General features: G+C 39.8%; 23 protein-coding genes. All 23 read right to left on the bottom strand.

Translation table 11 applies throughout. From position 1 onward, the window contains the following. Positions 1-127: 127 nt before the first annotated feature. The 23 genes from V471_RS03440 to pnp all read right to left on the bottom strand — a co-directional run bounded on the left by V471_RS03440 (position 128) and on the right by pnp (position 20,780). Positions 128-709, bottom strand: a complete 582-nt coding sequence (locus tag V471_RS03440) for a glycoside hydrolase family 73 protein (protein WP_014633693.1) — start codon at positions 707-709, stop codon at positions 128-130. After that, positions 706-1,503 carry a M15 family metallopeptidase gene (locus tag V471_RS03435; protein WP_049529381.1) on the bottom strand — a complete coding sequence of 266 codons (798 nt, stop codon included), beginning with the start codon at positions 1,501-1,503 and terminating at the stop codon, positions 706-708. The genes V471_RS03440 and V471_RS03435 overlap by 4 nt, the downstream gene beginning before the upstream one ends. Further along, the gene (locus V471_RS03430; RefSeq protein ID WP_049529380.1) at positions 1,490-2,194 is read right to left on the bottom strand and encodes a histidine phosphatase family protein; all 705 of its coding nucleotides are present in this window, start codon (positions 2,192-2,194) and stop codon (positions 1,490-1,492) included. The genes V471_RS03435 and V471_RS03430 overlap by 14 nt, the downstream gene beginning before the upstream one ends. A gap of 114 nt (positions 2,195-2,308) precedes the next feature. Further along, entirely contained in the window at positions 2,309-3,646 is a 1,338-nt protein-coding gene (locus V471_RS03425; RefSeq protein ID WP_084871108.1) for a PFL family protein, read from the bottom strand. A gap of 17 nt (positions 3,647-3,663) precedes the next feature. Continuing rightward, positions 3,664-3,930: an ACT domain-containing protein gene (locus V471_RS03420; protein WP_003092287.1), complete on the bottom strand. Its 267-nt coding sequence runs from the start codon at positions 3,928-3,930 to the stop codon at positions 3,664-3,666. Between the two features lie 321 nt (positions 3,931-4,251). Next, positions 4,252-5,469 carry a CapA family protein gene (locus tag V471_RS03415; RefSeq protein WP_049529379.1) on the bottom strand — a complete coding sequence of 406 codons (1,218 nt, stop codon included), beginning with the start codon at positions 5,467-5,469 and terminating at the stop codon, positions 4,252-4,254. A gap of 169 nt (positions 5,470-5,638) precedes the next feature. After that, positions 5,639-6,463 (bottom strand): class B sortase, LPKTxAVK-specific, encoded by an 825-nt coding sequence (gene srtB, locus V471_RS03410; protein ID WP_045771751.1) that lies wholly within the window; start codon positions 6,461-6,463, stop codon positions 5,639-5,641. Positions 6,464-6,557: 94 nt separating this feature from the next. After that, positions 6,558-7,196 (bottom strand): amylase-binding adhesin AbpA, encoded by a 639-nt coding sequence (gene abpA, locus V471_RS03405; protein ID WP_002886387.1) that lies wholly within the window; start codon positions 7,194-7,196, stop codon positions 6,558-6,560. 688 nt (positions 7,197-7,884) lie between these two features. After that, entirely contained in the window at positions 7,885-8,094 is a 210-nt protein-coding gene (locus V471_RS03400) for a helix-turn-helix transcriptional regulator (RefSeq protein WP_002886384.1), read from the bottom strand. Positions 8,095-8,097: 3 nt separating this feature from the next. After that, positions 8,098-8,679 carry a hypothetical protein gene (locus V471_RS03395; protein WP_049529378.1) on the bottom strand — a complete coding sequence of 194 codons (582 nt, stop codon included), beginning with the start codon at positions 8,677-8,679 and terminating at the stop codon, positions 8,098-8,100. Between the two features lie 192 nt (positions 8,680-8,871). Further along, positions 8,872-9,264: a 30S ribosomal protein S9 gene (rpsI, locus tag V471_RS03390; protein WP_002886375.1), complete on the bottom strand. Its 393-nt coding sequence runs from the start codon at positions 9,262-9,264 to the stop codon at positions 8,872-8,874. Between the two features lie 27 nt (positions 9,265-9,291). Continuing rightward, positions 9,292-9,738: a 50S ribosomal protein L13 gene (rplM, locus tag V471_RS03385; RefSeq protein ID WP_002886374.1), complete on the bottom strand. Its 447-nt coding sequence runs from the start codon at positions 9,736-9,738 to the stop codon at positions 9,292-9,294. 250 nt (positions 9,739-9,988) lie between these two features. Further along, entirely contained in the window at positions 9,989-10,189 is a 201-nt protein-coding gene (locus V471_RS03380) for a helix-turn-helix transcriptional regulator (RefSeq protein ID WP_002886373.1), read from the bottom strand. A gap of 9 nt (positions 10,190-10,198) precedes the next feature. Further along, positions 10,199-10,669: a hypothetical protein gene (locus tag V471_RS03375; protein WP_013989936.1), complete on the bottom strand. Its 471-nt coding sequence runs from the start codon at positions 10,667-10,669 to the stop codon at positions 10,199-10,201. A gap of 153 nt (positions 10,670-10,822) precedes the next feature. Beyond that, positions 10,823-11,683 carry a DegV family protein gene (locus V471_RS03370; protein ID WP_013989934.1) on the bottom strand — a complete coding sequence of 287 codons (861 nt, stop codon included), beginning with the start codon at positions 11,681-11,683 and terminating at the stop codon, positions 10,823-10,825. A gap of 8 nt (positions 11,684-11,691) precedes the next feature. Further along, the gene (locus V471_RS03365) at positions 11,692-12,207 is read right to left on the bottom strand and encodes an NYN domain-containing protein (RefSeq protein WP_002886370.1); all 516 of its coding nucleotides are present in this window, start codon (positions 12,205-12,207) and stop codon (positions 11,692-11,694) included. 2 nt (positions 12,208-12,209) lie between these two features. Further along, the gene (gene rlmB, locus V471_RS03360) at positions 12,210-12,953 is read right to left on the bottom strand and encodes a 23S rRNA (guanosine(2251)-2'-O)-methyltransferase RlmB (RefSeq protein ID WP_002886369.1); all 744 of its coding nucleotides are present in this window, start codon (positions 12,951-12,953) and stop codon (positions 12,210-12,212) included. A 47-nt stretch (positions 12,954-13,000) separates the two neighbouring features. After that, the gene (locus V471_RS03355) at positions 13,001-14,668 is read right to left on the bottom strand and encodes a hypothetical protein (RefSeq protein WP_084871107.1); all 1,668 of its coding nucleotides are present in this window, start codon (positions 14,666-14,668) and stop codon (positions 13,001-13,003) included. Positions 14,669-14,955: 287 nt separating this feature from the next. Then, positions 14,956-15,357: a Mini-ribonuclease 3 gene (locus V471_RS03350; protein WP_084871106.1), complete on the bottom strand. Its 402-nt coding sequence runs from the start codon at positions 15,355-15,357 to the stop codon at positions 14,956-14,958. Then, positions 15,350-16,693 carry a cysteine--tRNA ligase gene (gene cysS, locus V471_RS03345; protein ID WP_013989932.1) on the bottom strand — a complete coding sequence of 448 codons (1,344 nt, stop codon included), beginning with the start codon at positions 16,691-16,693 and terminating at the stop codon, positions 15,350-15,352. Before cysS ends, V471_RS03350 begins: the two co-directional genes overlap by 8 nt. Before the next feature lie 376 nt (positions 16,694-17,069). Beyond that, entirely contained in the window at positions 17,070-17,690 is a 621-nt protein-coding gene (gene cysE, locus V471_RS03340; protein WP_002886354.1) for a serine O-acetyltransferase, read from the bottom strand. An 85-nt stretch (positions 17,691-17,775) separates the two neighbouring features. Next, a complete protein-coding gene (locus V471_RS03335; protein ID WP_084871105.1) occupies positions 17,776-18,546 on the bottom strand; it encodes an SseB family protein in 771 nt (256 codons plus the stop codon). After that, a complete protein-coding gene (gene pnp, locus V471_RS03330; protein WP_084871104.1) occupies positions 18,543-20,780 on the bottom strand; it encodes a polyribonucleotide nucleotidyltransferase in 2,238 nt (745 codons plus the stop codon). Before pnp ends, V471_RS03335 begins: the two co-directional genes overlap by 4 nt. Positions 20,781-20,844 lie beyond the last annotated feature (64 nt).

The following is a 20,844-nucleotide window of genomic DNA, read 5'->3' as shown; positions in this document are numbered from 1 at the left end:
CACCTAAACTTGAACATGTCAACCCAAAAAACCAAAAAAATTAGCACTCTTTTTGTAAGAGTGCTAAAAATACATCTTAAGACCTAGAAAAGTTAAAAAAGAGCACCTCAGAAGCACTCTAATCTTATCAATCATATTTTGACAAATGATAGGTCTCAATAATAGATATGAGGTGTTTGGCATAATCTGGATCACTGCTAAAACCCGCAGCTTGTAGTTTTTCTGCCGCAACTTTATAACTAGTCGTTCCTGCCACCTCTTTATAGGTCGACTCGCCCCACGTTCCTTGGCGAAGTTCTTCTAAATAAGTCATCATAGAACTTGACCAATCCTTAAAAACTGCAAAATCCACCTTTTGGTATTGCCATTTCCCTTTACTGTAGATACTATCCTTTAAACGAATACGTTCTTGACCTGGCTGAGCAGGGAGACTGTAGATGTTATGATATTTAACAGATAAAAGACTGCTACCATAATTTGACTCATATGCAGCTTGACTAAGGAGAATAGACGCAGGTACACCATAGTTTTTAGACATCTTTTGAGCTGTTGGAGCTAAGGTCTCAATAAATTCTTGCTGTGTGTAAGCAACCTTTACCGCACGAGCATTATCAGCTGTAGAGGCATGAAGAATCAAAGGTAAGAGAATACCTAAAGCAAAAACAACAACTAAGGTAATGAAGGCTTTTAGTTTAAAACGTCGTCTCACTTAGATTTCTCCTTTAATAATGCCAAATATTCCTCCAAAGTAAGATTATGTTCAGTCATATACTCTGCTGACTCTTTACCAACATAGCGGAAATGCCAATCCTCGTAGCCTACACCCGTTGACGATGTTTTACCATCTGGAAAACGAAGAACAAAGCCATATTTCGGCGCCAACTCTTTGACTTTAGCTACTGTATCTGGATCTGCTTCATTTAAGCTATCTACAGTACTCATATCAATCGCAAGACCTGTTTGGTGTTCACTCGCTCCTGGTGGTTGTGAATAGGTTTGAACCTTTTTCTCCGCCTGAGACTCCGTCAAACTTGGGTCAGCAGCCATTTCCTGTTGAACATAACTGTTATAAAGTTCTGTCTGATAAGCAACACTACGATAACCTGATATCAAGTGATAACTTGGATCAATTTCTTGAGCAGCTGCTAAAAACTCCTTAACGTTCTTAGCAATTCTTGCATCTACAGAAACACCATCGACATCAGCAATCTCAGGGTTAAGTTCTTTAGACTTATTATCTCGATTTACCAAAAGCAATTGCCAGTCTTTAGGCGATACATCAGGTAGTCCCTTTGCATCCTTGCTTTGAGTCGCATCGGTAGCTTGCTTACTACTTTTTGTTACTGACGATCCATTGGTTTGTTGGACTGTACGACTGACACCAAATACTGAATAAAGTCCTGCTGCAATCAAAAGCATCGCAATCAAGACACTACTGATAACCAAAAACCAGTTGGTTTGCTTTTTCGCCTGACGGCGACTTGGATAGTTATTTTTTACCATTTTCTTTTTCTATTATCTCTCGCCCAACCTGACGATAAGTCATATCGCCAAGTGCTTCTAATGTAAATTTACCATTTTCATAAGCAACAACAGTAACCGAACCGTTGTCCAATGAAGGATGCTCGACAGAAGGATCAATTAACCAAGCAAAGGTTGCAATGGTCATGCCGTGACTAACGACGATAGCATTACCGCCACCAGACCTCTCAAGATTTTCTGCAATAGCTGTGAACCCCTCTAAAATACGTTTTCTGAGCACTTCCCAAGGCTCTGCCCAACCAGCCGTATCCACATCAAGGATACCTTGTGCAAGCTCAGGATAAGTTACCTCATGCAAATCCTTACCTTGAAAAACATCTGTTCTCGGTAGCACACCGTAGAAAAGTTCACCGTCATAGCCACCATCTAAACTACCAAAACACCACTCACGAATACGTTTGTCACGTTTATAAGGAATAGTTTCTAAACCCGTCTCACGTAAAATGATATCCATAGTTTGAATCGTTCGACCTGAATCACTAGAATATGCGGCCTTGAAAGGGACACCTGCTGCTTTCAGACCTACTCCCAATTCACGAATACCTTCTTCACCGAACGGGGTCAAAGGGCTATCAGACCAACCTTGTGCACGACCAATGGTGTTAAACATCGTTTTGCCGTGTCTCGCAATATACAACTTAACCTTACTCATAGCACCCCTTCTTTCCGTCATTTTTGAATTCATTATAGCACAAATCCCCTCGACTATCTAGCCAACGAGACCATCAGAAAATGCCTTACCAATTGGCAAAGCATTATCATACACTTAGTTTTTAAAGCTGTGAACAGGAGCTGGGATTTGACCACCACGCGCAATGAAATCAGCCGATGAAGCCTTGTTTACTTTCATTACTGGTGCATAACCAAGAAGACCACCAAGTTCCAACATGTCACCTTCCTTACCATAAGGAATGATACGAACAGCTGTTGTTTTCTGGTTAATGACACCGATAGCCGCTTCATCAGCAATCATGGCCGCGATTGTTGTATCTGGCGTATCAGCAGGAATAGCAATCATGTCTAGACCAACAGAACAGATAGCTGTCATAGCTTCCAATTTTTCAAGGTTGATATGACCAGATTGAACCGCAGCAATCATACCTTCATCTTCAGAAACTGGAATAAAGGCACCTGACAAACCACCAACTTGGTTACATGCCATGATACCGCCTTTTTTAACTTGGTCGTTAAGAAGGGCTAGAGCTGCAGTAGTACCATGCGTACCAACAACTTCAAGACCCATCGCTTCAAGTACACGGGCTACTGAATCACCAACTGCTGGTGTTGGCGCAAGAGACAAATCTACAATACCAAACTCGACACCAAGACGTTCGCTGGCCATTTGACCAACTAACTGACCAACACGTGTGATTTTGAAGGCGGTCTTCTTAACTGTTTCAGCTAGAACATCGAAACTTTCACCTGGAACTTTCTCAACTGCACGTTGCACAACACCAGGACCTGAAACCCCAACATTGATTACAACATCAGCCTCACCAACACCGTGGAAGGCACCTGCCATAAATGGATTATCTTCAACCGCATTAGCAAAGACCACCAATTTACCTGGGCCCATTGGATCTGCCTCAGAAGCCTCTTTGATGATACGTCCCATGTCACGTACTGCTGTCATGTTAATACCAGTCTTTGTTGAACCAATGTTGACAGATAAGCAGACAAAATCAGTCTCTGCAAGCGCACGTGGAATAGAATTAATAAGAATCTCATCACCTTTTTGATAGCCCTTTTGAACGAGTGCAGAGAAACCACCAATAAAGTTAACGCCGATTTCCTTAGCTGCTCGGTCTAATGCCTTCGCAAAAGGTACATAGTCTGTTGCATCTGTTGCCGCACCGATGATTGAGATCGGAGTAACAGACACACGTTTATTAACAATCGGAATACCAAGTTCAGCTGCAATTTCGTCACCAACAGCTACCAAATTTTTAGCCTTAGATACAATCTTGTTATAGACTTTTTCCGCCGCCTTATCGATATCTGAATCGATACAGTCTAGGAGTGAAATCCCCATGGTAATGGTACGAACATCAAAGTTCTGCTCCTCAATCATGGCAATGGTTTCTGTGACCTGTTTAATATCCATTTTAAGCTACTCCTATCTTACAAGTTGTGCATAGCATCAAAAATTGCTGAGCTTTGGATGTTGATTTTAACATTCAATGACTCACCAAAGGCTTCCAATTCCGCACGTAGGTGTGTAAAATCTTGTTTGTCTTCCGATGATACAACCGCCATCATGGTAAAGAATTCATCAAGAACTGTTTGAGAGATATCATCAATATTCAAGCCAAGTTCTGCCACCTTAGTCGCAACACCCGCAACAATACCTGCTTTGTCCTTACCTACAACTGTAATAATCGCTTTCATGAGAAGCCTCCATCATTTTATTTTGTATAATTTTAGCATATTTTGATTAAAAATGCTATTTTTTATGAAATTTGCATCTTTTTTCTTGAAAAAGACGAATGTTTCCGAGAATTTTAACTAATATCGTTTATGAAAACATCCTCTCTTTGACCCAACTACTTGTGGATAAACTTGTTCACAACCTAAATAATTTCCTTCTTTTAAAACCTTGAAAAATCAAGATTCAACACTACCCACAGACTTATCCACAGGTGTGGATAAGTCTGTGGGTAACTTGTCGATAAACAAAAAATATCGCCAAATTCAGGCGATATCTTAGCTTTATTTCCATTTTAAATTAACATGGGCATTCATTTCTTTATATGCAGTATCTATACGCTCTTTGGTTTCTTCATCAAGTTTATTTCTATATTTACCACCCTTAATGAAATCCTCTAAAATATAAGTTTGGTAAGTATACAAAGGATATCCCTCTGGTGAAGTTGTTCCTTTAGGCGTACGGTTAACCCAAGTCGGATGTGCTTGAGCAGTCTTAATCGTGGTTTGACCATTCTTTTTCTCAAGGGTGACATCCATTAAGACACCCCTCTCTGTCCACTCTGCACTATCCACACCATCCATAGTCTCTATGCGCTGGTTTGAGATAAAATTCCCCATTGAGTAAATAATAAGTTTTTGCTGTCCATCCTTTTTAACCACCTCAGAAGGTTCTACCACATGAGGATGACCTCCAAAGATAATATCAGCACCCCAATCAATCATCTTATGATAGAGTTTAACCTGTTCATCTGTCGGTTCCAAACGATATTCAACACCCATCTGAGGCATGATAACCGTGATATCCGCTTCTTTTTCGGCACGCTGAATCTCGGATTTCATACGTTTTTCATCCAAATTCGATAAGTGGTCTGCAACCTCTTTATCCGTCAAGTTCGACTCTAGGCCATTGTAACCATAAGCATAGGAAAGTATTGCAACTTTGATACCATTAACATTCTTGATGAGCAGTGGCGCCTTGTCTCGCACCGGCTTTTCGTAAACACCAATAGGATCAATTCCCACTTTTTTTAAAGCATCAGCCGTTGTAAAAGCTCCCTCTAAACCAGAATCCAAGATATGATTATGGGCCAAATCCATAACATCATAACCAGCATCCTTAATAGCTGCTGTCACTGATTGAGGAGCATTAAACAGAGGATAGCCTGACAAAGGATAATCAGGATTAATCGTTCCCTCGAAATCACCCAAAACCAAATCAGCCTGCTTTAACCACGGCTTCACATAAGTAAAATTCTCCGTGAAATCATAGCTACCATCTGACTGAAGGGCACTCATATAGAGACCGTCATGATAGAGCAAGTCCCCATTAGCCATGATACGTGCTGTCTGTACCTGGTTTGAGGCATTCTTTTGCTGTTCATTCTTACTATGAACAATTAAAATCTCAAGAAAAAGCAAACCTAAGACGAGAGCAATCAACCCCATCAAAATCTTATTAGTCATCGCATTGTCACGCTTTTTAGCTTGGCTCTGTTTCATAACACTCTCCTTTTTCATACTACTAGTGTACCAAAAAAACTGATCCATTAATGATAAAAAAGATTAACAAACAGTTACATCTCACCCTTATAACAACTTTAAAAATACAGTAGCTCTGTTCAAATAAAATAAAAACCCTACTTCACGAGAAGTAGAGTTCTGTTAATGATTATCGTGTTGGTGTGTATTCCAAATCTTTTCCATGTTTAGCTACAAAGTCAGACATCTCAGAGTCTGGAATTTGACGCAAGTAGAGATTGGCACGAATCGTTGGATCTTCCTCACGACAAGTCGAAAGAACGAGGTATTTATCTGAAGCACTAACCTTCAAATCCTTGTTTTTAACATCAGCCGTATCATAGATAATATCTAATTGTTCCTTAAAATCCTTATCATCTTTGAATGATGTACGGTAGAAAGCTGTATCCTCAGGAACAATAACCATCGCAAAAGCTTCATAATAATACTTTCTTTGAGGGGTTTCTACAACAACATACTTGTGTTTGTCAAAAAACGACTGATCACTGTAGTAGTTAACATCATTAAACATACGATGGTCTTCTACCTGACTTCCTCTAGCGTGACCAAAAAGCCAAGTCAAACGGTCACTAAAATCTTTCTTATTGTCTGTATCCATGAATACAGTACCAAACAGAGGCTTATTACCTCCTTCGAAAGTTTTATCTAGATATGTAGAATTATCTTTAGTTTGTACAACAGGCTCATCTAATTGAGTGCCTGGTGCATAGATATAAGCAATCGTATCTGAATTAGTTGCAGAAAGACCATCAAACTTCGACTTGAGATACTTCTTTTCATCATCGGTAGGTTTATAGTTACTGACTTGAGTAACCTTATTCCCAAGTGAATGAGCATTGTTTCCTGTAAAAAGTTTGACTCCACCAATAATCACTAATCCTAATACAAGAATGGATGCCAAAATACTTAAGGATTTTTTATTTAAGATCTTCGTGCTACTATTGCGTTTACTCATAAATCTCTACTCTCTCTTCATTTTATTATTAATAATAAAATATCACTGAAGCCTAACTTCAGTGATATTCTTGGTAATAACTAGTAATCACTAATTATTTTACTGCCGCAGTATTTGGAAGAGCTTTTGCTTCTGCTTTAGAACCTGATTTGTTTTCTTTAACTGCTTTAGATTTTTCTTCTGCTTTTTTAGCTTTTTCTGCTGAAGTTTGAGCTTTTTTCACATCTTCTTGTGATGGAGCAGTTTTATCTTCTGCTTGAGCTCCATGTTCCGCTTCATAACGAGCGTTCTTTTGTTCTGGAGTTTCATTCAAAATGTAGTAATTACCTTCTTTTTTAGAAGCAGTATTCCATTTCTTTTGAAGTTCTTCAGTGTAACGGTTACGAACGTTGTTACGAGCAGTATTCAAAGCTGATTCATAAGCTTCTTTCTTTTCAGTGTAAAGGTGTGATCCGCCTTCAACCGCATCAAATTCAGATTTAGCTGCAACTACTGCTGGATCTTGAGCTGCTTCAGCATCGATATCTTCTTGATGCCCTGCCAAGTATTCATTTACTTTACGAGCATTTTCAAATTCTGTTTGAGCGTTGTAGGCATCATTCACACCACCACCTGTTGTTGGTTGGTCATATGCTCCTGGAGTGTTAGCTCCACCATTGATATCCGCAACTGCTGGCGCTGCAGCCGCAAAAAGCGCAAGAACTGCTGCTGAAGTAAGCAATACTTTTTTCATAATTAATTCTCCTCTATAAACAACTTATTTTTTTATCAGGTATTCCCGATACCCATTGATTATAACACTATTTAGAGATATGTCAACATTTTTTAAAAAATTTTTTTGAATTTTAATATATCCTACAATTCGCACAAATAATGGGTTTTTAGAACATACTAACCAATAGTTATGATTAACTATTTTTAATTTTAGTGTTATTTTGAGCATTTTGTTATGGCTTACCTTAAGTTAAAATACAAAAGAACATCCATATATAAAAGCATAATTTGTAAAATATACATTCTTTATTATGATAACTTTTATTTCAAAACCTCAAATAATCTTTGTTGAAGATAAAAAACTCTTGATTTCAATAAATTTGAAGTGCAGAACAATATCATCCTCCAAATGAATGTATTCATTCACTTTTATCATTTTTGTATGATAACTACATAATATGCAAGACCTCACAATTGAATAGATTAGAGAAATATTAGCATTTTTGAGAGTATTTCCACCTAAAAAGTTTTATTATTGGTTAAAATTCTTGAAAAATAAACTATTATCTTATTTTTTTGAAAGCGTTTCAACTAAAATGTTATTACGAAAAACTCCTTTGAAAATACTCCCTTTTACCACTACCTCGCCATAGAATAACAAGTTTCCAAAAACTGATACACAAATCAATTCGATTGTTTTACTTCTCTTATTTCAGACGAAATAGTTCTTCCACTTGTTTATTAAAGACTTGCGCTATTTTTAAAGCCATTTCCAACGAAGGGTTGTAGCGGTTATTTTCCAAGTGAACAATCGTTTCTCTCCGTATTCCTACTTGATCTGCTAAATCTTGTTGAGTCATACCATAAGCTTCCCTTACTTCTTTCAAGTTAGTCTTTATTTTACTTTCTTTCGCCATATTTCATCCCCTTTTTTCAGTGATAAAGTAAGTAATGGCAAATAATAAGAGTAAAAAAGCCACCAAAATATAAAGAAATCCAGCATTCAAAACGAAAACTTTACAGACAGCTATCAATGTTGCAATTCCCAATAATATAAAGATTGCTATTGTAAACAAAATGGAAGAAGACTTTGCAATATTTCTATAAAATCGTTCATCGGGTTCTTCATTAATCCTCTTGAATAAGAAGTAAAACATTAATAACAATTGAACACTTAATCCAATTCCTAACATTATATTCTTAATCAAAGAACCAGGAGTTAGAAGCCAAACTCCAATAGTATAGATTGAGGACGAGAGAAATACAAGCACTGTATATAATTTTGCAGTAATCCCAAACATGTTTTTCTCTTTCTTTTGATAGGTTGATTTTGAGAGGACCGTTACCATCGTACAAACCAAATACGAAGGAAGCCAAGCCGTCGTCATAATAGCACCTTTCGCTAGAATCGGTAGGTGATTCCCCAGCAATAATACTAAACATACAACAATAAGCACGCTAGCGATATAAAGAATCATCTTTAAGTTCTTCGACATTTTCATTTTCTCCATCTCCTTTTAATGTGTTATAAATATATCACATCTTATCTGTTATAAATATATCACATTGTTATAAGAATTTCAAGATGAAGACAAAACTCTAGTAAGATTTTGAACACTTTTCAGAAATCTATACAAAAAACACCTTGCAAACTGCAAAGTGTTTTCGTTTGTATTCTGCTTTCCAGCAACGAATTAACGTTTTGAGAACTGGCTAGCTTTACGAGCTTTCTTAAGACCTGGTTTCTTACGTTCAACCATACGTGCATCACGAGTAAGAAGTCCAGCGCGTTTCAATGAATCGCGGAAGTCTGGATCTACTTGAAGAAGTGCACGAGCGATACCGTGACGGATCGCACCTGATTGACCAGCGTATCCACCACCTACAACGTTAACGTGTACGTCGTATGAACCTTCAGTTGAAGTAACTGCAAAAGGTTGGTTGATAACGAGACGAAGGTCTGCGTGTGGGATGTATTCTTCTACATCTTTTTTGTTAACAGTGATTTTACCAGTACCTGGAACCAAACGTACGCGTGCAACGGCGTTTTTACGGCGTCCTGTACCTGTATATTGTGCTTGTGCCATTATATTAGTGCTCCTTTCCTCTTAGAATTAGATAAGTCCTGAGATATCAAGTACTTCTGGTTGTTGTGCAGCGTGAGTGTGCTCACCGCCAACGAAGACTTTCAATTTCATACCTTGTGCGCGTCCAAGAGTGTTGTGTGGAAGCATACCTTTAACTGATTTTTCGATCAAACGAACAGCATTTTTAGAACGAAGTTCACCTGCTGAGATTTGTTTCAATCCACCTGGGTACATTGAGTGAGTGTAGTAGATCTTATCAGTTGCTTTTTTACCAGTCAATTTAACTTTTTCAGCATTGATAACAATTACGAAGTCACCTGTATCAGTGTGTGGTGTGAAAGTTGGTTTGTTTTTTCCGCGAAGTACGCTAGCAACTACTGCAGAAAGACGTCCAAGTGGCACATCAGTTGCGTCAACGACATACCATTTACGTTCAACTTGGCCTGGTTTAGCCATAAATGTTGTTTTGTTCATGATTTCTCCTATATATAGTTCGATTTTTGTTTACGAGTGATGGGTGTTCCTTCCCATCGAAAAGTATTTGGAAGGTTCCGGGGCCTTTCAAATGGGGTAAACAATACCGTTTAACATAATATCAAAAAAACACGTCCAAGGCAAGTCATTTGGAGGTGTTTTTCTTTTATTTTTTGTATTTTTTTAGTCTCTCATTTTATAAGGTGTAAGACTAGAAATCATGCCTAAATAACCTCTAAGTGAGTACAAACTAATCCTCAGATTCCCAAAAAAGCTGGTCTAAAGTTTTGTCCAGAGTTTTGCAGATAGCAATACACAGATTTATAGTAGGGTTATAATCACCTTTTTCAATAGCTGAGATGGTCTGCCGAGAAACTCCTATAGCATCTGCCAAGCCTTGTTGAGTGAGATCCTTTGCTACACGAGCTGACTTCATTTTTAAATTTTTCATTCAAAAATCCTATTCTTCGTTTTCTAGTTCTTCCAAACGGTTCTTCTTGATTCTTTTAATGATAACCCAGCAGTCACAAATAAGAGTCAAACCCAATGTCAAAAATGCTACACTACTCATAAGATTCTTCCCTATCTTAAACGACTGAAATAGACTTAAAAGGCCCATTAGCGATATAAAAATTCCCAAAAGACACATTACCCAGGATAATATGAGCATCTTCTTCTCAAGTTTTTTGTCTAGCAACCATGGATGCCCATTACGTGATACGCTGTGAACTAATACTAGGCACATAGAACCAAAGAAAGTGATGATTAATAGTGACTGCACTAATTCGATGGAGTGGGTCTTACTAGCAACCATAATCGTTACAAATATACCAAGCATGGCTATCCAATAACCTCTAGCAGAAGATTCTCCGCTGATCAACTGAGCACGCTCATCCATCGTGCTAGCTACTTTTTTCTGTGACTTTTTCATTTTGTTTCCTCCATTTTCTAGATTAATTATAGTATTATTTTACACTATGTCAAATATATCATTCATTTTGTATAGATTATCTTTTTATATTCTATTAATCTATCATTTCAGAAAACAAAAAAATCAGATAGGAAAGCCTATCTGACACTTTTTCTATCTAGCTTCTTTACCAATCGTAAAGACGGCTAAAGTATCCGGTCCGACGTGAGTAGAGATGACTGGCCCAAGTGGCATAATGAGAACTTGCTCAATGCCGTCAACTGCTAACAATTGTTCTTTTAGATTCTCCGCCGCTTCAATATCATTGGCATAAGCGACAATTGCTGTGCTATGTCCAATATCCTGGGTAGCTTGTAGGACCATTTCTTTAATGGCTTTTTTACGTCCACGGATTTTGGCCAGAGGAACCAACTTGCCTGAAGCGTCCAACCAAAGAAGGGGTTTGATATTAATCAAACTACCAATAATAGCTGAGCTTTTAGAAAGGCGACCCCCACGCATGAGATGGTAGAGATCATCAACTAAGAAATAGGTCCGTAAACGTGGCAGAATGTCCTCAATCATGGCTTTTGTTTCAGATAAGCTCTTACCTTGGTCACGAGCTTCTGCCGCCAAAATAGAAAGATAACCTTCCCCACCTGCTGCCGCCAGGGTATCTACAATCTCAATGATAGCTTCTGGGTATTCATCCAAAATCATGTCACGCGCCATAACAGCACTTTGATAAGTACCTGAAAGCACTGATGAGAAGGCAATATAGAGAAGAGCATCACCATTTTTAGCATGACGACGAAAAACCTCTTCAAATTGACCAACATTCACCTGGCTTGTGGTTGGCTGACTGCCTTCTTGCATACGTTCTAAGAGACGGTCACTCGTTAAACGGTTAGGGCCAACGGTCTCATAGGCAATATCATCAAGCGTGATGGTCAAACCAACGAGCTCTACCTTATTCTCCTGAGCCCATTTTTCATCTAGATCTGCTGTGGAATCTGTCAAAATATTAAATGTCATATATCCCTCTATTCTATTTCATTTAAAAGGTCCTGTAATTTCCCTAATTGTGCATCGTCCCAAGGACGTAGTTTTGGTGTCTTTAAGTCAATATGTGCCGACATCTTGTCTAGGTCAGACTTAACGGTATTGACACGCTCTTCCAACTCACGCGCCGAAACACGTAAAGCCCCTTGCGAAAAGATAGCCCACTGTTCATTTAAGTCACTAGTTGCCACTTCAACTAGATTTTGAACAGTATTCATCTCAGCCGCTGCGCGCTCAATATAGCTATCTGCTGTCTCATCTTCCTCAGTAAAAATAACACTGATACGATACTGATCATAACGCTGACGGCTCCCTGGAACAAACTGAGCATCAAATACACAGATAATATCAATATGTTCAAAGTTAGCATAATGATTAAGCTTACGAAGCAATGTTTCACGAGCTTGATCAAGCTGATTGGTCTTAAAAAGTTGACGGGTTTCTTGCCAAAAGGCAATCATATTATAACCATCAACTAGAAGTATTCTTTTTTTCATAGTTACAATCGGTTTCGATAAACTTCATACATGAGAACTGCAGCTGCCACACTGGCATTAAGGCTCTGCACATGACCACTCATAGGAATAGTAATCATCTCATCCACTTGCTTCTTGATGTTAGCAGAGATTCCCTTGCCTTCATTACCAATGATAAGGGCAACCTTCCCAGCTGTGTTCCATTTATGAGATGGTGTGCCATCCATATCTGTCCCAAATACCCAGAAGCCTGCTTCTTTAAGTTTATCAAGAGTTTGGCTAAGATTGGTCACTCGAGCAATGGGAATATGTTCCACTGCCCCTGTTGATGTCTTGGCAACGACAGGTGTTACCCCCACAGCACGATGCTTAGGAATAATAACTCCTGTCACCTGAGTAGCATCAGCTGTACGTAGGATAGATCCAAAGTTATGGGGATCGTTGAGTCCATCTAAAATGAGGACTAGAGGATTCTCCTCTTGTTCAGCCTTATCCATAATAACTGAGAGCTCAGAATAAGCGAACTCTGACACACGAAGAACAAAACCTTGATGCACAGCTCCTCCTGTCATATCAGACAAGGTTTTCTTAGGTGTCCAAGAGATAGACACCTTCTTTTCAGCTGCCAAAGCCTTAATGGCATCAACATTTTTCCCTCGAAGATCATCTTGAATATAGAGTTTATTTCCAGTATTTGCTTCCAGACTCTCTGTTACGGCATGCACACCATAAACAATGTCTAGACTTGATTCTTTAGTTGTTTTCATAAGCTAATTCTATCATAAAAAAAGCCCTCTTACGAGGGCAAAGCATGTTAAATAAATGTAATTGCTGCTAGATAAAGCACTAGAAGAACGAGAACAACAGTTGCAGCAGCCAAAGCTTGCTTACCAATTGTATCTGGATCTGAGATTGATTCTGCAATCTTTCTCGCAGCTTGAGTAATGGTTTTACCAGCTGCTTGGAAGATATCAATTGAACCTGTGCTTGTTGAACTATTTCCAGAAATCGCTGAAGACCAACCACTCAAAACCTCAGCAATTTGTTCTGCCAATTGCTGTGTTAGCGCTCTAGTTGTCTCAGCCAACTCATTAACAGCCGTAGCTTGTATATGATTGGCGGTTTCAGTATAGTTATTTGCACTGGTATTATAAGTAACCGGTACAGTCGTTGTTGATGAATACTGATTCCTACGGTAACTATCAGGTGTCACTGGACGCTCACCTTCATTGAAGACACTGAAGGTTTGTGTCAGGTAATGAATATTGTTATTCGTATCAATCAACTCAAAGGTCATTTTATGAATACCAGTTGTTTGCTCTGCCAAATGGTAGGCACTCAAACCAGCATTGACCTCATCCAGAGTTCCTTCAACAAAGTAACTGTGATGAATTTGTTTGCCATCAAGGACTAGATTAAGACCCTTAATCTTCTTACCTTCCATCTTGTTAACATCAAAGTTGACGTTAAAGATTTCACCACGTGCTAAATAAAGAATATCTGTATTCCCTGTAACAGCAGGTTGATCTTCAAGAAGCGCTCCAGTACTGTCTCGTTTTGGAACAACGGTATAAACTTCAGAAGTGATTGGAGTTGCTAAGATTTCTGAAGTAAGTCCATCCGTAAAGGTTACCTCTGACGAATAGGTCAAACTCTCACTTTGCAACATAGAAACCACTACAGAAGTTGCAAAGACCTCAGAAGTTGATGATGAATCTTTCCAGCCAACCGTAAGGACAGTTAAGCTATCTTCTGAATTATTATTTAACTGACTCGTTTCTGGAGCCGTAGATGCAAGAGAGCTTGCAGTGCTTGCAGACTCAGAAGCGACTTCAGAAGTTGCAATAGCTTGGCTAGTAGGAGTCGCACTTACAGATGTCGTATGAGAATCCAGTGAAGAATACTCTGATTTTTCTATAACTGCATGTGTATTTCCAGCAAGTTCGGATGTGTATAGTGTGCTTTCGCTCTTATACATTGAAGTCACAGCTTGAGACTCCGCAGTCGCTGTAGCCTCACGAGACTTATCATAAGTAAGCACAATATTTGGTTTAGCTTGTTCAGAATCAGATGTTGGGTTTGCATCTCCTCGTTCAGATGCCGCTACTGATCGATCCTCACCAAAAACCTGGGCATGAGCCTCTTCTGAATGAGGTGTCGTCGTAGAAACGCTAGTCTCCACGATATCAACTTGAGAATGCACCTCAAGAAGCCTCTCATCTGTCTCACTTGAAGAGACAACCATCAGTGACGTTGAGGTCACTACTGAACTTACTTGACTCGCTGGCTCTGCCTTAACTCCTACTGATGAAAGATCAGCCTGAGGAGCAACTGGAGCAGGTGCCTCACTATTAACATAATCTATTTTAGCTTCATCAGGTTTTACCTGAACTTCATCTGCTTTACCTGTTTGAAGCGTAAAGCTAGATAAAATCAAAGCAGCAAAAGTTGTATAGAAAACTTTTTTCTTAGCTATTTCCATTCACCTCCTCATTTTTTAGATGGCCTCATTTACTAATATTATAGACCTTTTTTTTACTTTCTGTCAAATTAGTTTTATTAAAAAACGCTATTATATCGGGGTTTTACACGTGTCAGACACCCCTTAACTTTCTCATTTTTAAGGTGCTAAATATTAGTTTCATCTTATTTTTTATTGTCAAGACGCTGAATTACTTTGATTATCAAATAATCTAAATTTTGAAACTCTGGCTAACTGTTACAATTTTTATAGCCTTTAAACAAAAAATCATGCTCTCGGCAGAATTTTTAGATTTCTTTTTCAACTTCGTCAATACACCAAGCAATCAGTTCCTCTAAGCGAGCGATATCCTCTGTCATATGAAGATAGCCCATGACTGCTTCGAAGCCTGTTGACATTTTATAGGTAATAACATCTGTATTTTTAGCCTTGGTATAGCTATTCGCATTACGACCTCGTTTATAGATGTCTAGCTCTTTTTCAGTCAAAAGCTCTTGCTCCAGCATTTTTTCAATGAGACTAGCCTGGGCCTTAGCTGAAACATAGCGTGTAGCTAGACGGTGCAGTTGGTTTGGCTTGGTCTGACCTTGAAAAATCAGGTGACGGCGAATGTACAAGGAATAAACAGCATCTCCCTCAAAAGCGAGAGCAATACCATTAATAAGGTTGACATCAAGATGTTTAGTCACGTGTCCACCTCACGCCCTCCTTGGTATCAAGAAGTTTGATACCTTGAGCAGCTAACTCATCACGAATGCGGTCTGCTGTCGCAAAGTCCTTGTTGGCACGCGCCGCTTGACGCTCTTCAATGAGTTTTTCGATATCTTCATCAAGGACTTCTTCTTCGAAAACAATACCGAAGACTTGGAGCATTTTTTCAAAAGCATCCTTAACGGTTTGATCATAATTGCCTGAATTAATCCATTTAGCCATGTCAAACAGAACAGTCACTCCGTTTGCCGTATTAAAATCATCATCCATAGCTTCTTGGAAGGCGTCAAGATAAGTTTGCAACTCAGCTTGATTCACCTGTTCTGTCAACGGAAGACTGTGGGTATTTTTCAAATACTTAAGATTGACTTCAGCATCATGGATAGCTTTTTCTGTAAAGTTAATTGGTTTACGATACTGTTGTGTTGCTAGGAAGAAGCGAAGCACTTGACCATCAACCGTTTGAAGCATATCATGAACGGTCACGAAGTTACCCAAGGATTTTGACATTTTTTCATTATCCACATTGACAAAACCATTATGCATCCAGTAGTTAGCAAAGGTCTTGCCAGTTTTGGCTTCGGATTGGGCAATTTCATTGGTATGGTGTGGAAACTCAAGGTCTGCCCCTCCACCATGAATATCGATAGTATCTCCAAGGATTTCAGTCGCCATAACAGAACATTCGATGTGCCAACCAGGACGACCAGGTCCCCATGGGCTATCCCAAGAAACTTCTCCCTCTTTAGCAGCTTTCCAAAGGGCAAAATCTAGAGGATTTTCCTTACGTTCTGTTTCAGCATCCGTACGTCCGCTTGCACCAATTTCAAGATCTTCCAAGGTCTTGTTAGCCAATTTAGCATAGTTGTTTGACTTAGCTACTCGGAAGTAAACATCACCTTCAGAGACATAGGCAAATCCTTTGTCAACCAAGGTTGACACGAATGCAATGATTTCATCCATGTAGTTAATAACACGTGGATTTTGTGTCGCTGGTTTGATGCCAAGTTGTCCGGTATCTTCCATAAAGGCCGCGATAAACTTGTCCGACAATTCCTTAGTTGAAATACCAGCTTCATTGGCTGCCTTGATGATCTTATCATCTACATCCGTAAAGTTGGAAATATAGTTGACTGTGTAGCCACAATACTCAAAATAACGACGAATAGTATCAAAAGCTACTGCTGAACGGGCATTTCCGATATGAATGTAATTGTAAACTGTTGGTCCGCAGACATACATATTGACAACATTTTCTGTCAAAGGTACAAAATCACGGAGCGAACGCGTCATCGTATCATAAATTTTAATCACTAGAGATTCCTTTCAATTAACTGGAAACTATTTTTTATCTTTGATATGGTTTAGGTACAAACACAAGAGTATAACGAGAATGATAATCCAAATAGCCGCATCTAGCTGACCTTGAGCTAAGAGAGACATAGCTGAAAGAAAACTCCCAACTATATAGAAGACCAAAAAAGGATTGTCCTTGAAGAATTTTTTCATTACTCAAATCTCACTTGTGTCGTTGCTTAAAAACAAGACCGGCCCATAACAGAGCAATGCAAAACCATAAGGCGGCCATACTATAGTCTGCTCTATGTAAAGCAATGTAAACAAGAGCAAGAGGACCCACAACCGTCAATCGAGTCACCTTTGAACTAAAGAGTTTCATCGTTTCCTTTCCTTATAGACGTGATGAATGAAAGCTAGCTGCTTTTAGAAGGTCTTCTAGCTTTTCGCTATAGTATTCACGACCTTCTTCAATATCGTGGATAACTTCTTCATCCTTTTGACCATGAACACGCACAACCTTAGCAGGAACACCAACGACTGTAACATCTTCTGGGACATCCGCAACAACCACAGCTGCCGCACCGACCTTAGCATTCTTTCCAATCTCAATAGGGCCTATGACCTGAGCATGAGCTGAAACCAAGGCACCCTCACGAACAGTTGGGTGACGTTTTCCCACATCTTTACCAGTACCACCTAAAGTGACACCGTGGTAAAGCATAGCACCCTTCTCCACAACAGCTGTCTCACCAATAACAAGGCCAGAGCCATGGTCAATGAAGACACCTTCAGCAATCTGAGCCCCTGGGTGAATCTCAATTTGAGTCCAAAAGCGCCAAAACTGACTATGCATACGCGCTAAGAGTCGACAATGGTGGCGCCAGAGAAAATGTGAGATACGATGAGCAGCCAAGGCTTTTAAGCCAGGGTAGGTTAAAAGAACCTCTAGACTCGTCCGAGCTGCCGGGTCATTTTTCTTTACTATATCAATACTTTCTTTCCACCAACCCATTTAGGTCACTCCTTACATCATTATTGTTATTATTGTTTGCTGTGGCCCTATTATTATTTAAAGTGGAAAGCTACCAACACTAGGTCTACTCGCTATCCCCTTCAAAATAAGACCAGTCGACTAACTCAGGCTGCTCATCAAACGGATTGATGACAATACCTTGAACCTTATCCAACTCATTTTCACCTGTTGAAGGCTGGTAAATTTCTGACAGTGGCCACTGTAAAATCGTCCCTTTAGCCTTACGGAAAGGTAGACCAAAAGTCTCGTTACCGTACCATTTTGCAAAGCTCGTTAAGTTCGTAAACACAGGCACATAACTTTGTCCCTCTGCATTCGACATGGTCGCAAAGAAACGGTCATCCTGGCCATCTTCCTCGCGTTTGTGAATGAAGGCTGGAACAAGATAAATCTTATCTTTAGGAGCTGCCTTTTGATTTTCCTCACCCAAAAGATTATTAAGGGTCTGAGTGAAATAGTTGATAAACTGGATGAGTTCACTGCTTGCAAAAAGAGTGGTATTCGAGAAATCACCATCCTCTTTTAAATTGAAAGCAAGACCAAAAAGCTCTGCCTGAACAAGTTGTGTTAAAACACCTAAGCTCGAACGTTCTACCCAAGTTTGTTCTCGAGCACTCTCTTGAGTAGCTTTGAAAGATTGTAGGTCCTGTTCATTGGTGAAGACAGGAACAACCTTCTTTCCTTCCACTTCAACTGCGTAGAGGTCTTGGGCAGCCAAGACGGGAGTACGTTGTAGGTGATTAACCAAAGCCAGACTAGTCAAAAAGTGGTCTGGTTCCTTTAAAAATTCTTTTAGAGTTTCATCAAAAGCTTGCAATTCTTGATTTTCTGTCATTCTTCTGTCTGTTCTTTCGTTTCTGATTTATCAGGATTTTTCGGTGTTTCACCACTTTCATTATGGTGGCGTGGTTTATGACGAGAACGACGGCGATGTCGCTGCTCTCCTCCCTTTTCCCCTTCCTCAAGTTTTTCAGGCTTAGGAAGCAAGGCCTTGATTGAGGCATCGATACGTCCTTTTTCATCGATTTTGATAATCTTAACAGTTACCGTACCCCCAACTTTAACCACATCTTCGACATGCTCAGTACGTTCCCAAGCTAGTTCTGAGATGTGGATGAGAGCATCTGTCTTATTGAAAAGGTGGACGAAGGCACCGAACTTTTCAATACGCACAACGGGTACAGTGTAAACTTCTCCAACCTTAGCTTCACGTACAAGATCAGAGATGATAGTTTTAGCACGGTTAATGGCATCCTGATCACTAGAGAAAATCTGAACAAGACCTTCTTCATCAATATCAATAGTGACACCAGTCTCAGCGATAATCTTGTCAATAGTTTCGCCACCTTTACCGATGACAACCTTGATCTTGTCAACAGGAATCTGAATACTGTCAATCTTAGGTGCTGTTGGTGCCAATTCTGGACGTGGCTCAGCGATTGCTGACTCAATAACATCAAGAATTTCAAAACGAGCTACCTTTGCCTGAACCAAAGCCTCTTCGAGAATGGCCGGTGTAATACCCGAAATCTTAATATCCATCTGAAGAGCTGTAATTCCTTGACGTGTACCAGCTACCTTAAAGTCCATACCTCCAAAATGATCTTCCAAACCTTGAATATCAGTTAGGACAGTGTAGTTAGTACCATCTGAGATAAGTCCCATGGCAATACCTGCAACAGGTGCCTTAATCGGTACACCACCAGCCATAAGCGCCAAGGTTCCTGCACAAATAGAAGCTTGTGATGAAGAACCATTTGACTCCAAGACTTCGGCTACCAAACGGATCGCATAAGGGAACTCTTCAACACTTGGGAGAACCTGAGCAAGGGCACGTTCACCCAAGGCTCCGTGACCAATTTCACGTCGACCTGGTGCACCATAACGCCCTGTCTCACCCACTGAATACTGAGGAAAATTATAGTGGTGAAGGAAACGTTTCTTATACTCTGGATCCAAACCATCAACAAGTTGTGTATCACTCATAGGTGCCAAAGTCAAAACTGACAAGGCTTGAGTTTGACCACGTGTAAAGAGACCTGAACCATGAACCTTAGGAAGAAAGTCAATCTCTGCGTCCAAAGGACGGATTTCATCCACACGACGACCATCTGGACGAACCTTGTCTTCTGTAATCAAACGACGCACTTCAGCATGTTCCATCTGCTCAAGGATTTCTGCTACATCACGCAGAATAGTTTCCTTATCCTCATCTTCCGCAAAGCGTTCTTGATAAGAAGCGAGGACCTCTTCTTTTACAGCCTGGGTTGCTGCTTCACGCGCCAGTTTTTCTTCCACCTGAACAGCCTTAGCTAATTGATCATAATAAGCTGTTTCGATTTCGACTTTCAAATCAGCATCAACTTGTAGAAGTTCAACCTCAGCCTTTTCCTTGCCAACAGCTGCAACGATATAATTTTGGAAATCAACCAACTCTTGAATAGCCTCATGTCCCTTCAAGAGTGCTTGCAACATAATATCCTCAGACAATTCCTGGGCACCTGACTCTACCATATTGATAGCTTCCTTGGTACCTGCCACTGTCAAATCTAAAAGTGAAACTTCCTTATCCGCTGCACTTGGGTTGATGATGAAATCTTCTGCAGCATAGGCCACTTGAACCCCAGCAATCGGACCATTGAAAGGAATATCAGAGATAGAAAGAGCTAAAGAACTCCCAAACATAGCCGCCATCGGAGCACTAGCATTCTCATCATAAGAGAGGACGGTGTTAATGACTTGAACTTCGTTACGAAAGCCCTCCGCAAACATAGGACGAATAGGACGGTCAATAAGGCGAGCAGTCAAAGTGGCATCTGTTGAAGGACGACCCTCACGCTTATTAAAGCCACCCGGGAACTTACCAGCTGCATACATTTTTTCCTCATAATTAACCTGTAAAGGAAAGAAATCTGCAGTTGCCATCTTTTTAGACATAACAGCTGTTGATAATACAGTTGTATCTCCATAACGCACGACGACAGCACCATTAGCCTGCTTGGCTACCTGCCCAACTTCAACGACAAGCGGGCGTCCTGCAAAGGTCATCTCAAAAGTTTGTTTAGCCATGTTTGATCCCTCTTTTTATCCATGACCAGCCCTTAAAAAAACGAACCGGTCAACTTTATGTCAT

This window comes from Streptococcus salivarius, from assembly GCF_002094975.1.
Lineage (GTDB): Bacteria > Bacillota > Bacilli > Lactobacillales > Streptococcaceae > Streptococcus > Streptococcus salivarius_D.
This window is presented reverse-complemented; position numbering and strand designations above follow the sequence as displayed.

Bases quoted from the DNA above. Each gene is read 5' to 3' on its own strand.
- rpsI (WP_002886375.1), bottom strand. From the start codon at position 9,264: ATGGCACAAGCACAATATACAGGTACAGGACGCCGTAAAAACGCCGTT.
- V471_RS03430 (WP_049529380.1), bottom strand. From the start codon at position 2,194: ATGAGTAAGGTTAAGTTGTATATTGCGAGACACGGCAAAACGATGTTT.
- srtB (WP_045771751.1), bottom strand. From the start codon at position 6,463: ATGAGTAAACGCAATAGTAGCACGAAGATCTTAAATAAAAAATCCTTA.
- V471_RS03395 (WP_049529378.1), bottom strand. From the start codon at position 8,679: ATGAAAATGTCGAAGAACTTAAAGATGATTCTTTATATCGCTAGCGTG.
- abpA (WP_002886387.1), bottom strand. From the start codon at position 7,196: ATGAAAAAAGTATTGCTTACTTCAGCAGCAGTTCTTGCGCTTTTTGCG.
- V471_RS03425 (WP_084871108.1), bottom strand. From the start codon at position 3,646: ATGGATATTAAACAGGTCACAGAAACCATTGCCATGATTGAGGAGCAG.
- V471_RS03420 (WP_003092287.1), bottom strand. From the start codon at position 3,930: ATGAAAGCGATTATTACAGTTGTAGGTAAGGACAAAGCAGGTATTGTT.
- V471_RS03370 (WP_013989934.1), bottom strand. From the start codon at position 11,683: ATGACATTTAATATTTTGACAGATTCCACAGCAGATCTAGATGAAAAA.
- V471_RS03380 (WP_002886373.1), bottom strand. From the start codon at position 10,189: ATGAAAAATTTAAAAATGAAGTCAGCTCGTGTAGCAAAGGATCTCACT.
- pnp (WP_084871104.1), bottom strand. From the start codon at position 20,780: ATGGCTAAACAAACTTTTGAGATGACCTTTGCAGGACGCCCGCTTGTC.
- V471_RS03400 (WP_002886384.1), bottom strand. From the start codon at position 8,094: ATGGCGAAAGAAAGTAAAATAAAGACTAACTTGAAAGAAGTAAGGGAA.
- V471_RS03415 (WP_049529379.1), bottom strand. From the start codon at position 5,469: ATGAAACAGAGCCAAGCTAAAAAGCGTGACAATGCGATGACTAATAAG.
- rplM (WP_002886374.1), bottom strand. From the start codon at position 9,738: ATGAACAAAACAACATTTATGGCTAAACCAGGCCAAGTTGAACGTAAA.
- V471_RS03365 (WP_002886370.1), bottom strand. From the start codon at position 12,207: ATGAAAAAAAGAATACTTCTAGTTGATGGTTATAATATGATTGCCTTT.
- cysE (WP_002886354.1), bottom strand. From the start codon at position 17,690: ATGGGTTGGTGGAAAGAAAGTATTGATATAGTAAAGAAAAATGACCCG.
- V471_RS03375 (WP_013989936.1), bottom strand. From the start codon at position 10,669: ATGAAAAAGTCACAGAAAAAAGTAGCTAGCACGATGGATGAGCGTGCT.
- rlmB (WP_002886369.1), bottom strand. From the start codon at position 12,953: ATGAAAACAACTAAAGAATCAAGTCTAGACATTGTTTATGGTGTGCAT.
- V471_RS03355 (WP_084871107.1), bottom strand. From the start codon at position 14,668: ATGGAAATAGCTAAGAAAAAAGTTTTCTATACAACTTTTGCTGCTTTG.
- V471_RS03435 (WP_049529381.1), bottom strand. From the start codon at position 1,503: ATGGTAAAAAATAACTATCCAAGTCGCCGTCAGGCGAAAAAGCAAACC.
- V471_RS03335 (WP_084871105.1), bottom strand. From the start codon at position 18,546: ATGACAGAAAATCAAGAATTGCAAGCTTTTGATGAAACTCTAAAAGAA.